The organism is Candidatus Methylomirabilota bacterium (assembly GCA_035260325.1).
Taxonomy (GTDB): domain Bacteria; phylum Methylomirabilota; class Methylomirabilia; order Rokubacteriales; family CSP1-6; genus AR19.
The window spans coordinates 1-17,897 of record DATFVL010000053.1 but is presented as its reverse complement, the minus strand read 5'-3'; the positions used below and the strand labels follow the sequence as shown (position 1 = coordinate 17,897).

The following is a 17,897-nucleotide window of genomic DNA, read 5'->3' as shown; positions in this document are numbered from 1 at the left end:
CCGTTAGCCGGATTCTTCAGGAACTGCGAGATGACGGCCAGCTTGAGTTCTTGCGGCCTGGCAAATACCGAGCTCTCGGCGAGAAAGTTCGCTGATGCAACTCCCTCGCGCGCTTGCGGCCGTCACCCCCGGCAGAGCCAGTGCGTATAGTTGAGGAGTTCAACTACCGCAATGCGGAAGCGGTGATCAATGCCGTGGATTCGGGTTTGCTATCGCGGCTGCGGGGAGTCCTCACCGCTCCATCCAGCGTCCTCAACCTCGCCGTCGCTGGCGGACCGAGAGCGCTATCCAGCCAAGTTCAACGGTGGTTCCGCGCCGCAGGATGGCAGCACGAGGTCGCCTCCGTCACGGTACCAGGCATGCGCTATGACCTGTATGACGGAAGGGTCCCAATCGAAATCGAGTTGGGGCATGAGCGTCTGGTTTATCCCGACTTCTTTGAGTTCCTCGCGGATTACTCAGCAGGGCACATACCGGCGGGCGTGATGATTGTCACGTACACGCCCCGCTCTTTCGGACATACTTGGCACTGCTCTTTGGGTAGCACGCGGCGAAAGATATTGGCGATAGGTAGCGTGTACCTTGTCCCAACGCTTGTCATAGGGGTCGATCCTTGATCAGTACGAGGCCCGTCGGGGTGTTGGTGATTGAGCCGCCGCCGCGAGCGAAGCGAGCCGCGGCCGGGCCAAAAGCCGAGTTTGCTTGCCGCGGGGGACAAACGTCTATACACTGCTGTGGTGCGGTTCGAGTGGGATCCGCGGAAGGCGGAGGCGAACCTACGCGCCCACGGCGTGAGCTTTGCAGAGGCGGTCACAGTTCTGGAAGACGCCTTCGCCTTGACTCAAGCGGATCCGGACGCTCTCGAAGAGCAGCGGTTCGTAACGCTGGGCCTGAGCGACCTGGCGAACCTGCTCGTCGTTGTATACGCGTACGCGGGGCCGGACATCATCCGGATGATCTCCGCGTGGAAGGCGGACAAGCGTCAGGGGGAGCTTTATGAAGAAAGCCGTAGCTGAGAAATATCGCAACATAGACTTCTCGCGTGCGAAGCGTGGCCCAGTCATCACGCCCGAACCAGGCAAGACGAAGATCTCGATCCGGTTAGACAACACGGTGCTCGAGTACTTTCGAAACCTAGTCGACAGGGCCGGGGGCGGTAACTATCAGACGCTGATCAACGACGCACTACTGGAACACGTCCACCGGCGGTCGACTCTCGACGTCGTGCGGCAGGTTGTGCGTGAAGAGCTTGCGTCATACCGGACCGCGGGGGTCAACTCCACGCTACAGCGGACACGCTCTGCGCGCCGCTGAGCGTGACCGCTCGCCGCGTCGCACTTGACTCGCCGCCGGGGCGGGATATAGTCCGGACCACAAGCAGGTCCATCGTCGCGCCGGGGAGGCTCCCATGAAGGACGGGCTTCGCTTCGTCGACTCCGACATGCACGTCATGGAACCGCCGGATCTCTTCGACCGCTACCTGGACCCGAAGTTCAAGAGCCGGGTGAGCGTCCCGGTGGGGGCCGACGGACGGCCGGCGCGCGGCACGTTCGGCGCGATCCTGCTCGACGGGACGCCTACGACGGACGCCGACCTCCAGCAGTACCGGAAGCGGCGCCGCCCCGGCCCGACGCAGAGCACGCAGCCCCTCTCGGGGTCCCGGCTCGCCGACACCGGCCGGCTGGACTTCGCCGTCGAGCGCGATTACAACGGCGAGGCGCAGGTGATGGGCATGGCGATGGAGGGCGTCGACATCGCCGTCCTCTACCCCACCACCGGCCTCTCCCTCATCGCCCGCAACAACCTCGATCCGCAGCTCTCGCTCGCCGTCTGCCAGGCCTACAACAACTGGATCCACGAGTTCTGCCAGTACAGCCCCGAGCGCTTGAAGTTCGTTGTGATGCTGCCCGTGCACGACGTGCACCTGGCGTGCAAGGAGCTGGTGCGGGGCGTGAAGGAGCTCGGCGCCGTCGGCTCCTTCATGCGCCCGAACCTCGTGAACGGCCGCTACTGGCACTCGAACTACTGGGATCCCCTCTACAGCGTGCACGAGGAGTTGAACGCGACCTGGGGATTCCACGAGGGTGTGGGCGCCGTGTACTCTCGCATGACCGAGCTCTACGGCGAGAACCGGTTCTACCGGCACGTCGCCAGCCACTGGATCGAGATGCAGCAGGCGATGGTCGCGATGATCATCGCGGGCGTGTTCGAGTTCCACCCGAAGCTCCGCGTCGGCTTCCTCGAGGCCCAGAACTCGTGGGCGCCCGGACTCCTGTCGCGCATCGAGTGGGACTACCCCCAGTACCGTGACAGCCACGCGCCCTACCTCTCGCTCACCCCGCGGGAATACTTCCGGCGCAATTGCTGGGCCGCGGTCGAGGGGAGCGAGCCCGAGATCGAGGCGACGGCGGGGCTCATCGGCGCCGACCGCATGTGCGTCTCGACGGACTACCCGCACTTCGACTCCAACTTCCCGCACGTCGCGGACAACCTCCTGAAGAACGTCCCCCGCAAGATCGCGGCGGACATCCTCATGGGGGGCGCGAACCTCTACGGCCTGACCGAGGCCGACTTCAAGAAGGCCGACGCCGCCGCCGCGGCGGGCAAGCCGAGCACGGCGCCCCGAGGCCGCTAGCCCACGTCTCCGCCCCGTGGCGCGGCGTGGGCCGCCGGCGCCGCGGGGCGGAGAGTCGTGGCGCGGCGGGTTACGGGGTCTTCGGGGCGGGCTGCTCGCCGTCCTTCGTCTCGATGCGGACCGGCGTGACCGCGGTCCGGGCGAGCTTCCGGATCTCGAGGTGCACCCGGCGGTTGAGCTGCTGGCACTCCTTGGTGGGCTCGTCGCAGAGGGCGCCGTCCGGCCCGATGGCCACCACCTTGATGGACGTCTCCGGGACGCCGAGCTCGACCAGGAACCGCTTGACCGCGTCCGCGCGCCGCTGAGCGAGGACCTTGTTGTACTCGGCCGGGCCCTGGCGGTCGCTGTGCCCCTGCACGAGCGCCACCCAGACGCTGGCGTGGTCCATGAGCGCCGCCTTCTCCTGGAGGAGGCGGACCGCATCGGCGCTGAGGCGGGCGGTCTTGAAGTCGAAGTAGACGTCGGCGTGGATGACCTCGAGGTTGGCGGGCGCCGGACCCACGGCGGGCGGTGCCGCCGGCGCCTCGGCCGCCGCGGTCGCGACCACGGCCGGCTTCGCGTCCGTGCCCCTGGACGCGACCCAGTAGGTCCCGAAGGTCGCGGCGCCGACCATCAGGAACAGTCCTGCAACGATCGCTGCGTGCTGTGTGTTGGTCATGGGTGGTTCCTCCTTGGGGGAGGAGGGAGAGCAACGCGCGCGCCAGGACGGTCGGACTCCCCAGGACGAATAGTTTCACGCGCTTGGGCGCGGGACGCGCTCGGCGCCATGCGGGGACGCCCCGCATCCCCGCACGCGTCCCCTCACATGCGCGTCTGAAAGTGCTGGCGGACGAGGACCTCGAGCGAGCGGAAGTGGCGCTCCGGCAGGTTCTTGAAGCGGCGCCGGCACGCGACCACGGCGGCCTCGGCGGACTCGAAGCCCTCGACGGCTCTCAGAAGATGCTCGTGGTACTCGGCGAGCTTCAGGTCCACGGCGCGAGCGAGCGCCGGGTCGCCGGCCAGCGCCAGCGCGGCCTTCCCCCGGTCGCCGCGGGAGTCGACCAGGGCGCCGAAGCCCATGCCCTTGAGCCGCTGGGTCACCGTGCTCCGGTCCCACCCGAGCGCCCGCGCCGTCGCCTGCATGTCGAACCCGTGCCTGCGCAGGCAGTCGAGGACCGCGGCGTCGCCCGCGGCGTCGGTCCGCGCCTCGCTCGCCCGCGCGAGCCGTAGGTCCTCCGGCCCGAGGACGGCCCGCTCGGTGAGCGCGACCGCCTGCTGGATGCAGTGCTGGAGCTCACGGACGTTGCCGGGCCAGTCGTGCCCCTCGAGCGCTTGAAGCGCCGCCGCGGAGAGCGCCACCGGCCGTCCTGCCTCTCCGGCGGCGTCCTCCACGAACCGCGCCGCGAGCGGCGCGACGTCCTGGCGCCGCTCGCGCAGCGGGGGAAGGCGGAGGACGAGGCCTTTCAAGCGGAAGTAGAGGTCCTCGCGGAACCAGCCCGCGACCATCCCGCGCTCGAGGTCGCGGTTGCTGGCGGCGACGACGCGGACGTCCACCGCCGTCGCGCGGGTCGCGCCGACCCGGTGGAAGGTCTTCTCCTGGAGGACCCGTAAGAGCTTCGACTGGTGCTCGGCGCGCAGCTCGCCGATCTCGTCGAGGAAGATCGTTCCGCGGTCGGCCTGCTCGAAGTACCCCCGGCGCTCCCCGATCGCGCCGGTGAAGCTCCCCTTTACGTGGCCGAACAGCTCGCTCTCGAAGAGCTCGGGCGGGATGGCCGCCATGTTGACCGCCACGAAGGACCCGCCGCCGCGGGGGCTCAGGCGATGGGCCGCCCGCGCGAACAGCTCCTTGCCCGTCCCCGGCTCGCCGGTGATCAGGATCGGCAGCGTGGCGCGCGCCGCCTTCTCGAGGTCCCGGAAGAGCGCGAGCACGGCGGGATCGCGCGTGATGATCCCGATCTCCGCGCACCGCCCGCGCAGGCGCTCGAGCTCGGCGTCATCGAGCGGCGCTAGGCGGGTGTCGGCGGCTCGCAGCTCTCGCTCAAGCGCGGCGAGCCGGCCTCGCGTGTCTTCCTCCCGAGCGCGAGCCTCTGTGAGCTGGGCCCGCAAGGCGTCGGCCGTCTGGAGGCGCCCGCGCGCCTCTTCGAGGTCCTCTTCCAGCGCCTCGACCGTGGACTCCTCGCGCACCAGCGCCTCGCGGATCCGCTGCACCTCTCCCTCGAGGTGCCGGAGGCGGTAGGCCGAGCCGAGCTGGCGGAAGCCGAGGGCCCCGGCGGAGGCCGCGACGACCGACGCGAGCGGCAGGACCACGGGTGCCACGACGCCGACCGACGGCGACAGGAGCAGCGCGGCGGCATAGCCCGATGTGAGGCCGGCGACACCGAGGAGCGCCGTCCACCATGGGAGCGCGAGCCAGAGCCACGCGGTGAGGACCGCGATGACCAGCGTGCCGGGCAGGGTCCACGCGAGCGGCGCCTCCCTGAGCCACGACCCCGCCAGCACGGCGTTCACGAGCTGGGCCTGGATCAGGACGTCGGACATGAGGCCGACCGGCGTGCGACGCTGCTCCCGCTGAGGCTCGACGAGCACGAGGACGATCTTGTCGTCGGCCAGGCTCCGGAGCCTCTCGGCCCGCCGCTCGTCGATCGCGGTCCAGACCTCGAGGAAGGACACGACGTCGAGCCGCTCCGGCGCGGCGTAACCGAGGAGCGCGCGGCTGCGCCCGTCGATGGCGATCGGGCGCGACCGCGGGACCCTCACCCACTGGCCCTCGATCACGATCCGACCCGCGGGGCCGTCTCCGGCCACGGCCAGGAGGCCGAGGCCGAGCGCCGGCACGGCGCGGTCGCCGAGTCGGACGAAGAGCGGAACTCGGCGCACGACGCCATCGAGATCGGCCGGGGCGACGGTGTGGCCCACGGCTCGAGCGCGGCGGGCCAGTCCGGACAGCGGCGCTCTCGCCTCCGCCTGCGGCAGGGCCAGGGGGATCTCGGCGAGCGGCGGCCACGATGCGTGAGCCTCCGAGGACGGGAGAGCCGGCGCCACGTCCGTCGCGCCCGGCCGGAGGTCGAGCGTGATCGGATAGACGACGTTGCCCGCCAGCGCGGTCGCCTGGCTCAGCAGCGCGTCGCTCGACACGCCGCCCCGGCCCGGTGGGCTCGGCTGCCCGAGGGGGGCGTCCACCCCGATGGCGACGGCCCCGGCGCGCGAGAGGCTCGTGATGAGCCGGGCGAGGATCGCCCGGTCCCAGGACTCCGCGCCGAACCGGGCCTCGCTCGCCGGATCGCGCACGATGACCAGCAGCGCGGGGCTGACCGGCGCCGCGCGCGCGCGGAGCCCGCGATCGTAGACCGACCCCTCGAGCGCGGTGACGGCCGCGCCGCCCAGCATCGCGACACCGAGCGCCGTCAGGCTCGCCGCGAGCCCGATGACCGCGGCCGGCAGAGCGCGGCGTGGGATCACACGCCTCCTACCTGACGGGCGAGCGCAGGCCCTCGGCGGCCGCGCGGTCGAAGTAGCCGAGGATCCGCGGGTCGTGCGCGGGCAGCAGTCCCTCGACACCCCGCTCGTACAGCGCGTCGAGGAGCCGCTGCGCGGGCTCGCTCAGCGCCCCGGCCTCGCGAATCAGCACCGGCACCGCCTCGCCCACGCGCCCCTGCCGCAGGAGCGCGCCCCCCACGGTGTCGTCGCCGTTCGGCGCCAGCTCGGGGAAGTCCTTCCAGAGCGCCGCCCGGTAGTCGCGGAACGCCTGCTCGGCGGCGGGGCGATCGGCAGCCGCGCGGCGCCCGCGTCCCAGCGCGACCTGTCGGAGCTGCGCCAGCGCCTCCTCGGCCGGCGTCACGCCCTGCTCGGCCGCCCGGAACCACCACGCGATCGCCGTCGCCAGATCGCGCTCGACGCCGAGGCCGTCGGCGTAGGCCGTGCCGGCGAAGTACTGCGCCCGCGCGTGCCCCGCCCGCGCGGCGGCGAGGAGCTCGGGCGCCGCCTCGGCGTCGCGGTGCGCGAGCCTCAGCACGAGGGCCAGGTTGTAGCGGGCGTCCTGGTTCTGCGGATCGCCCGCGAGGACGCGACGGTACGCGTCGATCGCCCCGTCGAGATCGCCCTGGGCGTAGCGGACCACGCCCAGGCTGTAACGCGCCTGGAGCTCCGCCGGCTGCGCGGCGAGGATCCGTTCGAGCTCGACGCGCGCCGCCACCCACTCCTGCTTCGCCACGAGCGCGGCGGCCAGGGTCAGCCGGGCCGACACGGCCTCGGGCTCCCGGCCGAGGGCCGCGCGCAGCTCGTCGACGGCGGCGTCGAGGTCGCCCAGGGCGTAGAGGGCGAGCCCGAGGCTCGCGCGCGCCTGGGTGAGATCGGGCCGGCGGCGCAGCGCCTCGCGCAGCGCCGTCGTGGCCGCCGCCATCTCACCGCGGGCGATGAGGGCGCGGCCCCGCTCGAGATACCGCTGCGCGTCCGCGTCCCCCGCCGGCCGGGCGGGAGACACGACGGCGCCGCACCCGGCCTGAGCGAGGGCGAGAAGAAGGAGGAGCGAGCAGAGGCCTCTCTGCGTCAACGGATCAAATCATAGCAAAGGACCTATACTGGCCAGGACGGATGAACACGTCCACGGACGCGCTGCGGGTGCTGATCGTCGAGGACGAACAGGGCGTGCTCGCGGCGCTCACGGACTTCGTGCGAGAGCTGGGCTGCCAGCCGGTAGCCGCGCGCACGGCCGAGGAGGCGCTGCGCGTGGTCGAGGGCGAGCGCGTCGACGTGGTGCTGCTGGACCTGCGCCTGCCGGGCATGAGCGGGCTCGACTTCCTCCGGCTCCGCGCCGTCCGCGACGGCGGCATTCCCGTCGTCGTGATCTCGGGGGTGGCGACCGAGCAGGAGGCCCACGAAGCGCTGCGGCTCGGGGCGCTCGAGTTCCTGCGAAAGCCCGTCGGCCTCGAGCGGCTGGCCGGCGTGCTGACGTTCCTCGAGGTGCACGTCCTGAAGGGACAGGCCTACCGGCGGCGCACGCCGCGAGCCACGGTGACCTTTCCGCTGCGCGTGGACGCGGAGTGGGAGTGGAAGGTGCTCGACGTCAGCGCGCTCGGCGTGAAGATCGCGCCGCAGACCTGGCTCCGCGCCGGCGCGACCGTGCAGCTTGTCCTGGCCCTCCCCGACGGCGAGCCGCCGCTCACCGTGGACGCCGTCCTCGTGCGCACCGAGGCCGAGGGCGACGTGCTCTCGTTCCTCGATCTCGAGCCCCACGCGTTCGAGCGGCTCAATAGATTTGTGAAGCAGATCCGGGAGGCCGGCTCGGAGCCTTCGCGATGAAGTCGAGGAACGCCGCGGCGATCGCCTGAGCGACGGCCGGCGCGCGCCTGCGGAAGAGGTCGTGGCCGGCGCCCTCGATCGGCACGAGCTCCGTGCGCGCGGGAATCAGTCGCCGCGCGGTCTCCACCTCGTCGAGCGTCCCGAAGGGGTCCACCGAGCCGTGGACGAAGAGCGCGGGCGTCCGGAGCTCGGGAAAGTGCGCCGTGCGCGGGGCGTCGCGCCGGCCCGGCGGATGGAGCGGGTAGGAGAGGAGCAGGAGGGCGTCTGCGAGCCCGGGCTCGCCGGCGGCGAGGATGCTCGCCTGGCGGCCGCCGTACGACTGGCCGCCGAGACACACGCGTCCGGTCGCGCGGCCCCGCATCGCGTGGACGGCCTCCGTGAGGCCGGCGCGGTCGCGCGCGGCGTCCTGACGCCGCGGCGGGCCCTTCCGCCGCGCCTGGCGGAAGGGCAGGTCGTACCGCTCGACGGCGAGGCCGCGCGCCTCGAGCACCGTGGCGAGCGCGACGAGCAACGGCGCCTCGGCGTCGCCGCCCGCGCCGTGCGTGAGGACGAGCCCGTCCGCCACGCGGGCGGGGGCTAGGAGATGCGCCGGTAGAGGACGTGGCGCCGGTTCTTCGTGTACGAGCGCACCTCGCCCGGCCAGCGCCCGGCGTCCACGGCCTTCGCCCACGCCGCGCTCGTCAGCACCTCGGGGCTCTCGAGCTCGTAGAGCGCGTTGTACACGGGCTCGTTCTCGAAGACGATGGTCTTCCGCTCGCCGCCGATGATCATCGTCAGCTCATGCTTCTTGAAGCGCGCCGCCGAGATCACGCCCGGCACCTTCAGGATGAGCGGCACGTGGTCCGTGTCGTAGACCTCGTTGAAGACCTTGTCCTTCGCGGGCTCGATGTCCATCGCGGCGCTGAACACGTACCGGGTCTGAATGGGCATGGCGGTCTCTCCTTTCGCGCGTCCGGCTGAGCGAGGAGAGCTTAGCAGATCAGGCTCTCGCCCAGAGCGCGAGGTCGCGCGCCGCTCTGACGCCCGGCAGCGAGAACAGGCGGCTCCGCAGCACCCCGAGGAGCGAGCCCGCGAGCATGAGCCTCACGGTGCCGACCCGCCACACGAGGAGCGTCGTGATCGTCAGGACGAGGATCACGATCGCGAACGGGTCGGGAAGCGCGTACGGCGCCAGACGGAACAGGGACACCGCGAGAACGCCGATCACCGCCGGCCCCATCCCCTTGAGCACCGCCCTCGTCCACGTGAGCCGCCTCGCGCGGTCGAGCACGGGCAGGACCGCCAGCATGATGATGAACGACGGCAGGAAGACCGCGGCGGCGGCCACCGTGGCGCCGGCGACACCGGCGACCTTGTAGCCTACGTACGCCGCCACCATCAGCACGGGGCCGGGTGAGAACTGGCCGAGTGCCAAGCCGTCGATGAACTCCCGCGGCGTCAGCCAGTGGAATTGCTCGACCACCTGGTCCTGGATGAACGCGAGCATCGTCAGTCCGCCGCCGACGGTGAGGGCGCCGACCTTGAAGAAGTACACGCCGATGTCCAGCAACCCCGCGGGCTGAGGGACGCCGCGGCTCGCGGCCGAGACGGACGCCGGCGTCGACCACCAGACGGCCGGTGCCACGGCGAGGACCGCGGCCAGCGAGCCGAGGGCGATCGCTCCCAGCCTCTTCGAGTGGAAGAGAAAGAGCCCCACGGCGCCGGCGAGCAGGAGGATCACCGCGACGCCGAGAGGGCTCGCGAGCAGGGCGCCGGCCGCCGCGCCGCCGATGACGGCTTGCGGGACCGTACTCGCGGTGGACCTGGCCAGCCGATAGACGGCGACCAGGAAGATCCCGAGGACCACCGGCCCGAGACCGTAGAGCGCGCCGCGCATGATCGGCGTGACGCCGAGGGCCGCATAGCCGATCGTGAGCGCGAGCATGACGACGAAGGCGGGGAGCACGAACGCGACCCCTCCGAGCAGGCCCGCCCACCAGCCACCGCGGGCGTACGCGAGGAAGATGCCGAGCTGCGTCGCCGTCGCGCCCGGCAGCATGTTCACCAGGGACAGGCCCTCGACGAACCGCTCGCGGGTGACCCAGCGCCGCTTCTCCAGCAGCTCCGCCTGCATGATACCCATGATCGCGGGACCGCCATAGGACGTGGCCCCCAGTCGGAGGAACGTGGACACGATTTCCTTCCAGTTCATGGTGACACCCTCCTAACGGCGCTCGAGCGCCAGCCGGACGCCGAGCCCGACGAGCACGGCGGCGGTCACGCCCTCGAGCATCCGCCGCACGCGCCGGCGCTCGAGGAGCCCGCGCAGCGCGCCGACGAAGACCGACACGCTGAGAAGCCAGACGACGCCCATGCCGACGTGGATCGCCGCGAGCAGGAGCGACTTCGTGAGCACCGCGTCGGTGACCCGGATGAACTGCGGAAGAAACGAGAGGTAGAAGATCGCCACCTTCGGGTTGAGGAGATTCGTCAGCAGGCCCTCGACCAGCGAGCGTGACCCGCCGCCGGCAGGCGCCGGGCCGTCGGGGACCGCGGCCGCGTCCGGGCGCCGCAGGCGGAGGAGCGACTGGGCGCCGAGGACGATCAGGTAGCCGGCGCCGGCGAGCTTGACCACCTCGAAGGCCAGCGCCGAGCGGGCGAGGATCAGCGAGACGCCGAGCGCGGAGAGGGTCGCGTGGACGAAGATTCCCGCGCTGATGCCCGCGGTCGTCAGGAGCCCGGCCCGCCGCCCGCGCGCGAGGACGTTGCGCATGACCAGCATCGTGTCGGGGCCCGGCGTGACGGTGAGGAGCGTGGCCACGCCCACGAAGACGAGGAGCTGAGGGTCCACGTCAGGCCCCCCGATCCTCGTACACCGAGGCCCGATGCGTGTCCGGCAAGAAGACGTAGACGGTGTTCCGGACCCCGTCGAACGCGAGCGTGTGCGCGCCGCGCCCCGTCGTCACCGTCTCGATGCGGCGCATCCGATCGGTCTCGAAGACCTCGATCACCCCGGGGTCGCCGATGGCCACGTACAGGTGGCGGAGCGCCGCGTTGAAGAAGATGACGTCGGGCGCGCCGGCCAGCTCCGCCTGCGCCAGCACGTCGCCCGAGGCGCCGTCGAGGACCACGAGCGCGCGGCCGTCGCACGCGCAGAACAGGCGCCCCGTGGCCGCGTCGAGATCGAGGCCGTGGGGTCCCGCGGCCGGGACTGTGAAGGCGCCGGCGATCCGTTCGGGGCGCGCGGCGTCGACGATCGCGATCTGCGGCGGATCGGCGATGTTCACGTAGAACCGGCCGCGCTCAGGATCGAAGATCGTCCAGCGCGTTCGTCCCTCGACGGGAATGTCGACGATCATCGCGCGGCCCGCGACGTCGACGACCGACATCGTGAACGAGCCGGGCCGCGCCGGATCGCCCACGTTCGCCGCCAGGAGGAGCCCGCGGCCGGCGTCGTAAGCGAGACCGTTCGGCCGGAGCCCCACCTTCACCCTGGCGAGCGTCGCGTCCCGCGTCGAGGACACGATGGCGACCGTGTTCTCCGCGCGATTCGAGGTGAACACGAGGTCGTGCGCCTCCGCGACGAGCGCCCCGGCGACACCCGGAAGGTGCGGGATCGAGCGGAGGTACGTGTTGGTCCGGCAGTCGATCACGTCCACCGCGTCGTTGGCCGTGTGCGCGACGTAGAGCCTGCCCGCCGGGCCGTGCACCGCCGCGTGATCGAAGCCCCCGGCCTTCGCGTGTTGCGGCAGGTCGACGTCGCCGACGTGCTCCAGCATCACGCGATCATTTCGCCCGGGCGCGGCAGTAGGCGTAGAGCGCGTCGTACGCCGGGAACTGCTTCGCCATGTTGTCGTGGTCGTCCTTGGCGATCGCCTGGAACCCCGTGGCGAGCGCGTAGAGGCCGGCCGACTCCGGCGTGAGCTGGCGGGCGTCCGTGTCAGCGCCCCGGACGATCGGCGCGAGCGCGCGCAGCGCGGGGTCGTCGAGGCGATATTTCTCGACGAACGCGTCGAACGAGCACCGCTCGCCGTGGTGGCCGAGCTCGACGCCCGGCACGTCGTAGGGGACCGCCTGCTCGCGCTCGGCGACCCTCATGACCTCCGCCGGGGGAACGAACAGGAACTCAGCCTCCTTGTCGATGAAGCGCGTGATGAGCCAGGGGCAGGCGATCCGATCCACTCGCGCTTTCTCTCGCGTCACCCATTTCATGGCTGGCCTCTTTCTCCGGTCGTGGCTTCGTGCTAGTTGGTTCCACGGACGACGAAATCGTCGAAGGCCGTGATCGAGTCGGCCTTCGTCCACAGCCCGACCTGTCCCGAACGGAGGCGGGCATCCCGGTGGTCGAGCAGGAGCCGGCCGTCGAGGTGGCCCTGGATGCGATCGCCGACCGCGACGACGCGGAGCGTGTGCCACCGGCCGAGCGCCGGGCGCTCGACGGTCGCGCTCGCCAGCTGGCGCCGGCCGTGGTCGTAGGCGTACAGGCGGAAGTTGTTCTCGAGCGCGTTGGCTCGAATCACGTAGTAGCGTCCGTCCGCGAAGCGGAACACGACCCCGCCCGACGCGTCTTCGCGTCCCGAGATGGGCTTCACGCGCACCGAGACGTCGACGTCGGCGTACGGTCCGCCGGGCGCGACCACGACGTTGAAGGCGTTCTGCACGGCGCGCTGGACGAGCACCCGCCTCCCGCTCGGCGCGCCGTCCATCTCCTCCACGCCCCAGCGCCCGTCGACCGTCGTCCACCCCTCGGCGCCCCCGGTCTCGAAGTCGAACCGCCGCGCAGGCGGGTCCCCGGGCACCGTGAGCTCCGCCGCGCCCGTGGCGCGCGACAGGCCGAGCCACGTCCAGAGCATCGCCAGCGACCCGAGCACCCCGCGACGTGACCAGCTCACCGCTTCCTCCTTCAGCTCTTCTGCTTCAGGACGTCGTAGAGCCCGTCGAACAGCGCCATGCCGCGCTCGAGCAGCTCGTGGTCGTCGTGGAGCGTGGCGGCGAGCGCCAGGATCGCCAGGTCCACGCCCGTGGCCTCGCTCCGCGTGAACTTGCCGTCGCGCAGGTCCGCCTCGTGGACGATCTCGGCGATCGCGCCGAGGCGCCGGTCCCTGACGCCCCCGCGCTTCAGGAGCGTCTCGAACGTGCAGTCCTCGCCGTGGTGACCGAACTCCGCGCCGAGCACGTCGAACGGGATCCCCTTCGTCGCCGCGTCCGCCTGGTCGGCGAACTCGAAGCGCGCCTCGTGGTCGAGGAACCGCTTGATGAGCCACGCCGACGCGATGCGGTCGATGTGCGGCCGCGGCCGGGTGACCCACGTGCTGCCCGGCGGCGGGAGCGTGCCGTGGCGCCGCGCGCTCGCGGGCCGCGGCCGCGCCTCGGCGGCGCGGAGCCGTTTCGCCGCCGTCTCCCACAGCGCGCGGGCCCGGCGCCCGATGGGCGCCTCGAGATAGTCCACGGTGCGCACGCGCTCGAGCTCGCGCTTGAGCGCCTCGAGCCGCGCTTTGATCGGGTCGACGGGCCCCCGCCGGGCCGCCCGGTGTCGGTCGAGCTGGGCCAGCACCTCGCGGCAACCGCGGATGACCGCCTGGTACTCCGCCGCGCGCGCCGCGTGGAAGAGCGACGTGAGCTGCGCATCGCTCATGGTGTCGATGCGGTCCACTCGGAGGAGCGTCGCCTCGCCGCGGAAGGACTGGACCTCCTGGACGAGCCACTGGAACGCCTCGGTCGCCTCGGGCGTCTCGGGCAGGATCCACGCGGCGCCCCTGAGCTTCACCGCGCCCAGGCGCTTGAGCTTGCGCCACACGCCCACGCGGTGCCGGGACGGCGTCGGGGGGAGGCTCAGGAGCAGCGTCAGCCAGCGCATGGACGGAAAGTAACTATTGCTACATCAGAAGTCAAGTGTTACAGTCCGCCAAAGCCTCGGGGAGGGGGGCGGGCATGGACCAGGCGACGACGACGCGGGTGTCGATCCGGCGGCTCGCGGCCTACTATCTGCGCCTCGGCGCGATCGGCTTCGGCGGTCCCGTCGCGCTCGTCGGCCAGATGGAGCGCGAGCTGGTCCAGGACCGGAAGTGGGTGACGAAGGACGAGATGCGCGAGGGGATCGCCGTGTGCCAGTCGCTGCCCGGGCCCCTCGCGATCCAAGTGGGCATCTTCATCTCGTACCTCCGCGGCGGCTTCTGGGGCGCGTGGGCCGGCGGCTGGGCGTTCATCCTGCCGAACTTCGTCATCGTGAGCGTGCTCGGCGCGCTCTACGTCCACCTCGGCGGGCTCTCGTGGGTCACCGCGATCTTTTACGGCGTGAGCCCGGCGGTCATCGCCCTCATCCTCCACTCGTGCTACCGGCTGGCGAAGCTCGGCATGGAGGACGCGCTCCAGTGGGCCATCGCGGTCGTGGCCTTCGCGGTCACCGTCGTGCTTCAGACCGAGGTCGCGCTCCTGTTCGTCGGCGCCGGGATCGCCGGCATCATTTATTACGGGTCGCTCCTGCGAGGGCGCCGGGCCCCGTCCGCGCCGATCCTGGCGCTGGTACCGCTCGCCGCGACCCCGCCGGCCGTGGCCGCGGCCGCGCCCGCGACCCTCGGCAAGCTCCTCGTCTTCTTCCTGAAGGCGGGCTCGCTCACGTTCGGCAGCGGGCTCGTCATCGTCCCGTTCCTCGAGACGGGGCTCGTCCACACGACGGGCTGGCTCGACGAGCGGCAGTTCCTCGTGGCGGTCGCGATGGGCATGCTGAGCCCGGGTCCCGTCGTGATCACCGCGACGTTCGTCGGCTACCTCGTCGCGGGGTTCTGGGGGTCCGTGGTCGCCACGGTCGGGATCTTCCTGCCCTCGTTCCTGCTCGTCCTCATCGTCGCGCCCATCCTCGTCCGCCATCGCGCGAACCCCAACGTCCAGGGCTTCGTGAAGGGCGCGTATGCGGCCGCGATCGGGACCATCCTCGGCGCCTGCGTCCTCCTCGGGAAGATCGCGGTGGGCGACTGGCTCACCGCGGTCGTCGGACTCGCCTGCCTGGGCGTGCTCTTCCGCTGGAAGGTGAGCAATCCGCTCCTGATCGCCGCGACCGCGCTCATCGGCCTCGTCGCGTTCCCGCTGCTCAAGCCGACGTGGGTGTTCGTGAAATGACGAGCGCGCGGCCCGTCCTCTTCGTGTGTCTCCACGGTGCGGCCAAGAGCGTGCTCGCGGCCGCGGACTTCGAGCGGCTCGCGCGCGCGCGCGGGCTCGATCTCCGGGCCGACTTCGCGGGCACCGAGCCCGATCCCGCGATCGCGCCGCGTGTCGCGCAGGCGCTCCTGGTCGAGGGCGTGGACCTCGGCGACCGGCGCCCGCGGCGCGTCACGCGCGCCGACGTGGAGCGGGCGTCGCGCGTGGTCGCGTTCGGCTGCGACCTGGGCGAGCTCGCCGCCGGCGCGCGTGTCGAGCAGTGGGACGTGCCGGCCGTCGGCGACGATTTCCAGAAGGCGCGCGCGGTGATCGACGCGCGGCTCGCCCGGCTCCTCGACGAGATTTCCTGAGCCCGCGCCGTCGCGCTAAGGCTAAGATAGCGCGTGGGAGGGGCGCCCATGACCATCGGCGGCTGGATCTTTCTCCTCGTCCTGGTCGGGCTGATCGTCGGCTTCATCGCGGCGTACAACAAGCTCGTCGGGCTCCGCCAGCGGTCGGCGGAGGCGTGGTCGGACATCGACGTGCAGCTCAAGCGCCGCACCGACCTCGTCCCGAACCTCGTCGAGACCGTCAAGGGCTATGCCGCCCACGAGCGGGGGACGCTCGACGCGGTCGTGCGCGCGCGGGGCGCCGCCGTGGCCGCGCAGACCCCCGAGGCGCGCGCGCAGGCGGAGAACGCGCTGACCGGCGCCCTCCGCCAGCTCTTCGCGCTGGCCGAGGCGTACCCCGACCTCAAGGCGAACCAGAGCTTCACGCAGCTCCAGACCTCGCTCGGGGAGATCGAGAACGCGATCCAGGACTCGCGCCGCTACTACAACGCCGTCGTGCGCGACTTCAACACGGCGATCGACACCGTGCCGACCAACTTCATCGCGTCCTTCTTCAGCTTCGCCAAGCGCCAGTACTTCGAGCTCGACAGACAAGAAGATCGCCAGGCGCCGCGCGTGGCCTTCGGGAGCTAGCGGCATAAGGCGGCTCCTCGGCGCCCTCGCGCTCGTCCTCGGCGCCGCGACGGCCGGGGAGGCGCGCAGCTTCGCGATCGACGCCTTCGTCGTGAGCCTCCAGGTCAATCCCGACGCGAGCCTCGTCGTCCGCGAGGACATCACCTTCGAGTTCCGGGGCGCGCACGACGGCATCTTCCGCACGATCCCGGTGCGCTACGACCGTGGCGGGTACGAGTTCGCCCTCCGCCTCGAGGGCATCGGCGTCTGGGACGAGGGCGGAAAGCCGCTCCGCCACGAGGTCTCTTATCCCGGCCGCTACGTGAAGATCAAGGCGTGGGTGCCGGGGGCCGTGGACACGAAGAAGACCGTGACGATCGTCTACCGCGTCCGCCGCGGGATCCTCAACTTCGAGGACCACGACGAGCTCTACTGGAACGCCACGGGCGACGAGTGGGAGGTCCCGATCTTGACCACGGATGTGTTCGTCAAGGCGCCGCCGGGCGTCACCGACGACGGCGTGCGGGCGGTCGCGTACACCGGCCCGCGCGGCGCCAGCGGGCAGGACTACCGGCTGGACCGCGTCGAGCGCTTCTGGCGCTTCACGACGACGCGCGCGCTCCGGCCGCGCGAGGGCGTCACCGTGGTCGTGGGCTGGCCGGTCGGCCACGTCGGCCGCCCGTCGGCCGTGCGCCAGGGGCTCTGGTTCCTCGGCGACAACTGGCCGCTCGGGCTCCCGCTCCTCGCCCTCCTCGCGGGCTGGCTCGCGTGGTGGGCCTACGGGCGCGACCCGGGGGCGAAGCGCTCCGTGAAGCCCGAGTACGAGCCGCCGCTCGGGCTTCTGCCGGCCGAGGCGGGCGCGCTCGTGGACGAGAAGGCCGAGCCGCGCGAGCTGCTCGCGACCATCGTGGACCTCGCCGTCCGCGGCTACTTCAAGATCGAGCAGATCACGACGCTCGCCGGCCGTTCCGACTTCGTCTTCCATCGCCTGAAGCCGATCGGCGGCGACCCGGCGCTGAAGCCGTTCGAGCTCTTCGTCCTCGCCAAGATCTTCGGCGCCGACTGGACGCTCTCGACGTTCACGCTGTCCGAGATCCGGCGCGACTACGACCACACCTTCCCGCCGATCCGCGACCGCCTCTACCGGATGATGGTCGAGCACGGCCTCTTCCCGACCTCGCCGGCGAACATGCGCGCCGACTGGCTCTTCCCCGGCGGCGCCCTCCTGGCGCTCGCCTTCGTGCTCCCGCAGTGGGGGCCCGCGTGGCTCGCCGTCTACGGCTTCGAGCTGCCGGCCGGGCTCGCCGCGAGCGGCATCGTCCTCATGGTCTGGTCGCGCTTCATGGCGCGCCGCACCTGGGTGGGCGTGCAGACGCTCGTCGCCGTGCGCGGCTTCCGGGAGTTCCTCGAGCGCGCGGAGAAGGACCGGCTCGAGCGCATGCCCGCGGACACGCTGCACCGGTTCCTGCCGTGGGCGATCTCGCTCGGCGTCACCGAGCGATGGATCTTCAACTTCAAGGGCGTCAAGGTGGACGAGCCCGCCTGGTACACGAGCCCGTCGCCGTTCTCGCTCGACACCTATCACGCTGGCCTGGCGGCCTTCGGACAGAACACGAGCGAGGCGATCTTGACGACGCGCACGGGCGGCTTCGGGAGCGGCGAGAGCGGCTTCTCCTCCGGCAGCGGGAGCGGCGGGGGCGGCGGCTCATCGGGCGGCGGCGCTGGCGGGGGCGGCGGCGGGACGTTCTAGCCGGCGCGGCGCTCCGAGGTTTGACCGTGCCGGGACCGCGTGATAGCGTTTGGAGGCTTCGGGCTCGTGGTGCAGCCTGGTTAGCACACTGGACTGTCAATCCAGAGGTCGCGGGTTCAAATCCCGTCGAGCCCGCCATCATTTCGGCGGCTAACTCCGG

General features: G+C 71.4%; 19 protein-coding genes and 1 tRNA gene. 9 read left to right on the top strand and 11 right to left on the bottom strand.

From position 1 onward, the window contains the following. Nucleotides 1-737 precede the first annotated feature (737 nt). From VKG64_03700 to VKG64_03690, 3 genes are all read left to right on the top strand, one after another. Nucleotides 738-1,016: a BrnT family toxin gene (locus tag VKG64_03700; protein ID HKB24136.1), complete on the top strand. Its 279-nt coding sequence runs from the start codon at nucleotides 738-740 to the stop codon at nucleotides 1,014-1,016. Next, nucleotides 997-1,314 (top strand): BrnA antitoxin family protein, encoded by a 318-nt coding sequence (locus VKG64_03695; protein ID HKB24135.1) that lies wholly within the window; start codon nucleotides 997-999, stop codon nucleotides 1,312-1,314. Before VKG64_03700 ends, VKG64_03695 begins: the two co-directional genes overlap by 20 nt. 94 nt (nucleotides 1,315-1,408) lie before the next feature. Beyond that, nucleotides 1,409-2,635: an amidohydrolase family protein gene (locus VKG64_03690; GenBank protein HKB24134.1), complete on the top strand. Its 1,227-nt coding sequence runs from the start codon at nucleotides 1,409-1,411 to the stop codon at nucleotides 2,633-2,635. Between the two features lie 70 nt (nucleotides 2,636-2,705). On the opposite strand, the gene VKG64_03685 is transcribed toward VKG64_03690, so the two are convergent. From VKG64_03685 to VKG64_03675, 3 genes are all read right to left on the bottom strand, one after another. Continuing rightward, nucleotides 2,706-3,293, bottom strand: a complete 588-nt coding sequence (locus VKG64_03685) for an OmpA family protein (protein HKB24133.1) — start codon at nucleotides 3,291-3,293, stop codon at nucleotides 2,706-2,708. Between the two features lie 143 nt (nucleotides 3,294-3,436). Continuing rightward, nucleotides 3,437-6,073 carry a sigma 54-interacting transcriptional regulator gene (locus tag VKG64_03680; protein HKB24132.1) on the bottom strand — a complete coding sequence of 879 codons (2,637 nt, stop codon included), beginning with the start codon at nucleotides 6,071-6,073 and terminating at the stop codon, nucleotides 3,437-3,439. Between the two features lie 7 nt (nucleotides 6,074-6,080). Beyond that, nucleotides 6,081-7,163, bottom strand: coding sequence for a tetratricopeptide repeat protein (locus tag VKG64_03675; GenBank protein ID HKB24131.1), 1,083 nt, complete (start codon nucleotides 7,161-7,163; stop codon nucleotides 6,081-6,083). A 41-nt stretch (nucleotides 7,164-7,204) separates the two neighbouring features. Here VKG64_03675 and VKG64_03670 point away from each other — a divergent pair, with 41 nt between their 5' ends. Beyond that, nucleotides 7,205-7,912, top strand: coding sequence for a response regulator (locus VKG64_03670; GenBank protein HKB24130.1), 708 nt, complete (start codon nucleotides 7,205-7,207; stop codon nucleotides 7,910-7,912). On the opposite strand, the gene VKG64_03665 is transcribed toward VKG64_03670, so the two are convergent. From VKG64_03665 to VKG64_03630, 8 genes are read right to left on the bottom strand one after another with little or no spacing between them, the layout of a single operon-like run. After that, on the bottom strand, nucleotides 7,860-8,477 hold the full coding sequence (locus tag VKG64_03665) for an alpha/beta family hydrolase (protein HKB24129.1): 618 nt from the start codon (nucleotides 8,475-8,477) through the stop codon (nucleotides 7,860-7,862). The genes VKG64_03670 and VKG64_03665 overlap by 53 nt on opposite strands. Before the next feature lie 11 nt (nucleotides 8,478-8,488). After that, nucleotides 8,489-8,842 carry a hypothetical protein gene (locus tag VKG64_03660; GenBank protein HKB24128.1) on the bottom strand — a complete coding sequence of 118 codons (354 nt, stop codon included), beginning with the start codon at nucleotides 8,840-8,842 and terminating at the stop codon, nucleotides 8,489-8,491. 49 nt (nucleotides 8,843-8,891) lie between these two features. Next, nucleotides 8,892-10,103, bottom strand: a complete 1,212-nt coding sequence (chrA, locus tag VKG64_03655; GenBank protein HKB24127.1) for a chromate efflux transporter — start codon at nucleotides 10,101-10,103, stop codon at nucleotides 8,892-8,894. Between the two features lie 12 nt (nucleotides 10,104-10,115). Continuing rightward, entirely contained in the window at nucleotides 10,116-10,742 is a 627-nt protein-coding gene (locus VKG64_03650) for a LysE family translocator (protein ID HKB24126.1), read from the bottom strand. Between the two features lies 1 nt (nucleotide 10,743). Continuing rightward, a complete protein-coding gene (locus VKG64_03645) occupies nucleotides 10,744-11,670 on the bottom strand; it encodes a YncE family protein (GenBank protein HKB24125.1) in 927 nt (308 codons plus the stop codon). Between the two features lie 7 nt (nucleotides 11,671-11,677). Then, nucleotides 11,678-12,103 (bottom strand): chromate resistance protein ChrB domain-containing protein, encoded by a 426-nt coding sequence (locus VKG64_03640; GenBank protein ID HKB24124.1) that lies wholly within the window; start codon nucleotides 12,101-12,103, stop codon nucleotides 11,678-11,680. Between the two features lie 32 nt (nucleotides 12,104-12,135). Continuing rightward, nucleotides 12,136-12,783: a family 16 glycoside hydrolase gene (locus tag VKG64_03635; GenBank protein HKB24123.1), complete on the bottom strand. Its 648-nt coding sequence runs from the start codon at nucleotides 12,781-12,783 to the stop codon at nucleotides 12,136-12,138. An 11-nt stretch (nucleotides 12,784-12,794) separates the two neighbouring features. Next, complete coding sequence (locus tag VKG64_03630) at nucleotides 12,795-13,748, bottom strand: chromate resistance protein ChrB domain-containing protein (protein ID HKB24122.1); 954 nt, start codon at nucleotides 13,746-13,748, stop codon at nucleotides 12,795-12,797. Between the two features lie 74 nt (nucleotides 13,749-13,822). Between VKG64_03630 and chrA (VKG64_03625) the strand changes: the two genes are divergently transcribed. The 5 genes from chrA (VKG64_03625) to VKG64_03605 all read left to right on the top strand — a co-directional run bounded on the left by chrA (VKG64_03625) (nucleotide 13,823) and on the right by VKG64_03605 (nucleotide 17,875). Further along, complete coding sequence (gene chrA, locus VKG64_03625) at nucleotides 13,823-15,007, top strand: chromate efflux transporter (protein ID HKB24121.1); 1,185 nt, start codon at nucleotides 13,823-13,825, stop codon at nucleotides 15,005-15,007. Next, the gene (locus VKG64_03620) at nucleotides 15,004-15,396 is read left to right on the top strand and encodes a hypothetical protein (protein ID HKB24120.1); all 393 of its coding nucleotides are present in this window, start codon (nucleotides 15,004-15,006) and stop codon (nucleotides 15,394-15,396) included. Before chrA (VKG64_03625) ends, VKG64_03620 begins: the two co-directional genes overlap by 4 nt. 48 nt (nucleotides 15,397-15,444) lie before the next feature. Beyond that, nucleotides 15,445-16,008, top strand: a complete 564-nt coding sequence (locus tag VKG64_03615; GenBank protein ID HKB24119.1) for a LemA family protein — start codon at nucleotides 15,445-15,447, stop codon at nucleotides 16,006-16,008. Then, nucleotides 15,974-17,737, top strand: coding sequence for a DUF2207 domain-containing protein (locus VKG64_03610; GenBank protein HKB24118.1), 1,764 nt, complete (start codon nucleotides 15,974-15,976; stop codon nucleotides 17,735-17,737). Before VKG64_03615 ends, VKG64_03610 begins: the two co-directional genes overlap by 35 nt. A 60-nt stretch (nucleotides 17,738-17,797) precedes the next feature. Continuing rightward, nucleotides 17,798-17,875 (top strand) — tRNA-Asp (locus tag VKG64_03605). Nucleotides 17,876-17,897 lie beyond the last annotated feature (22 nt).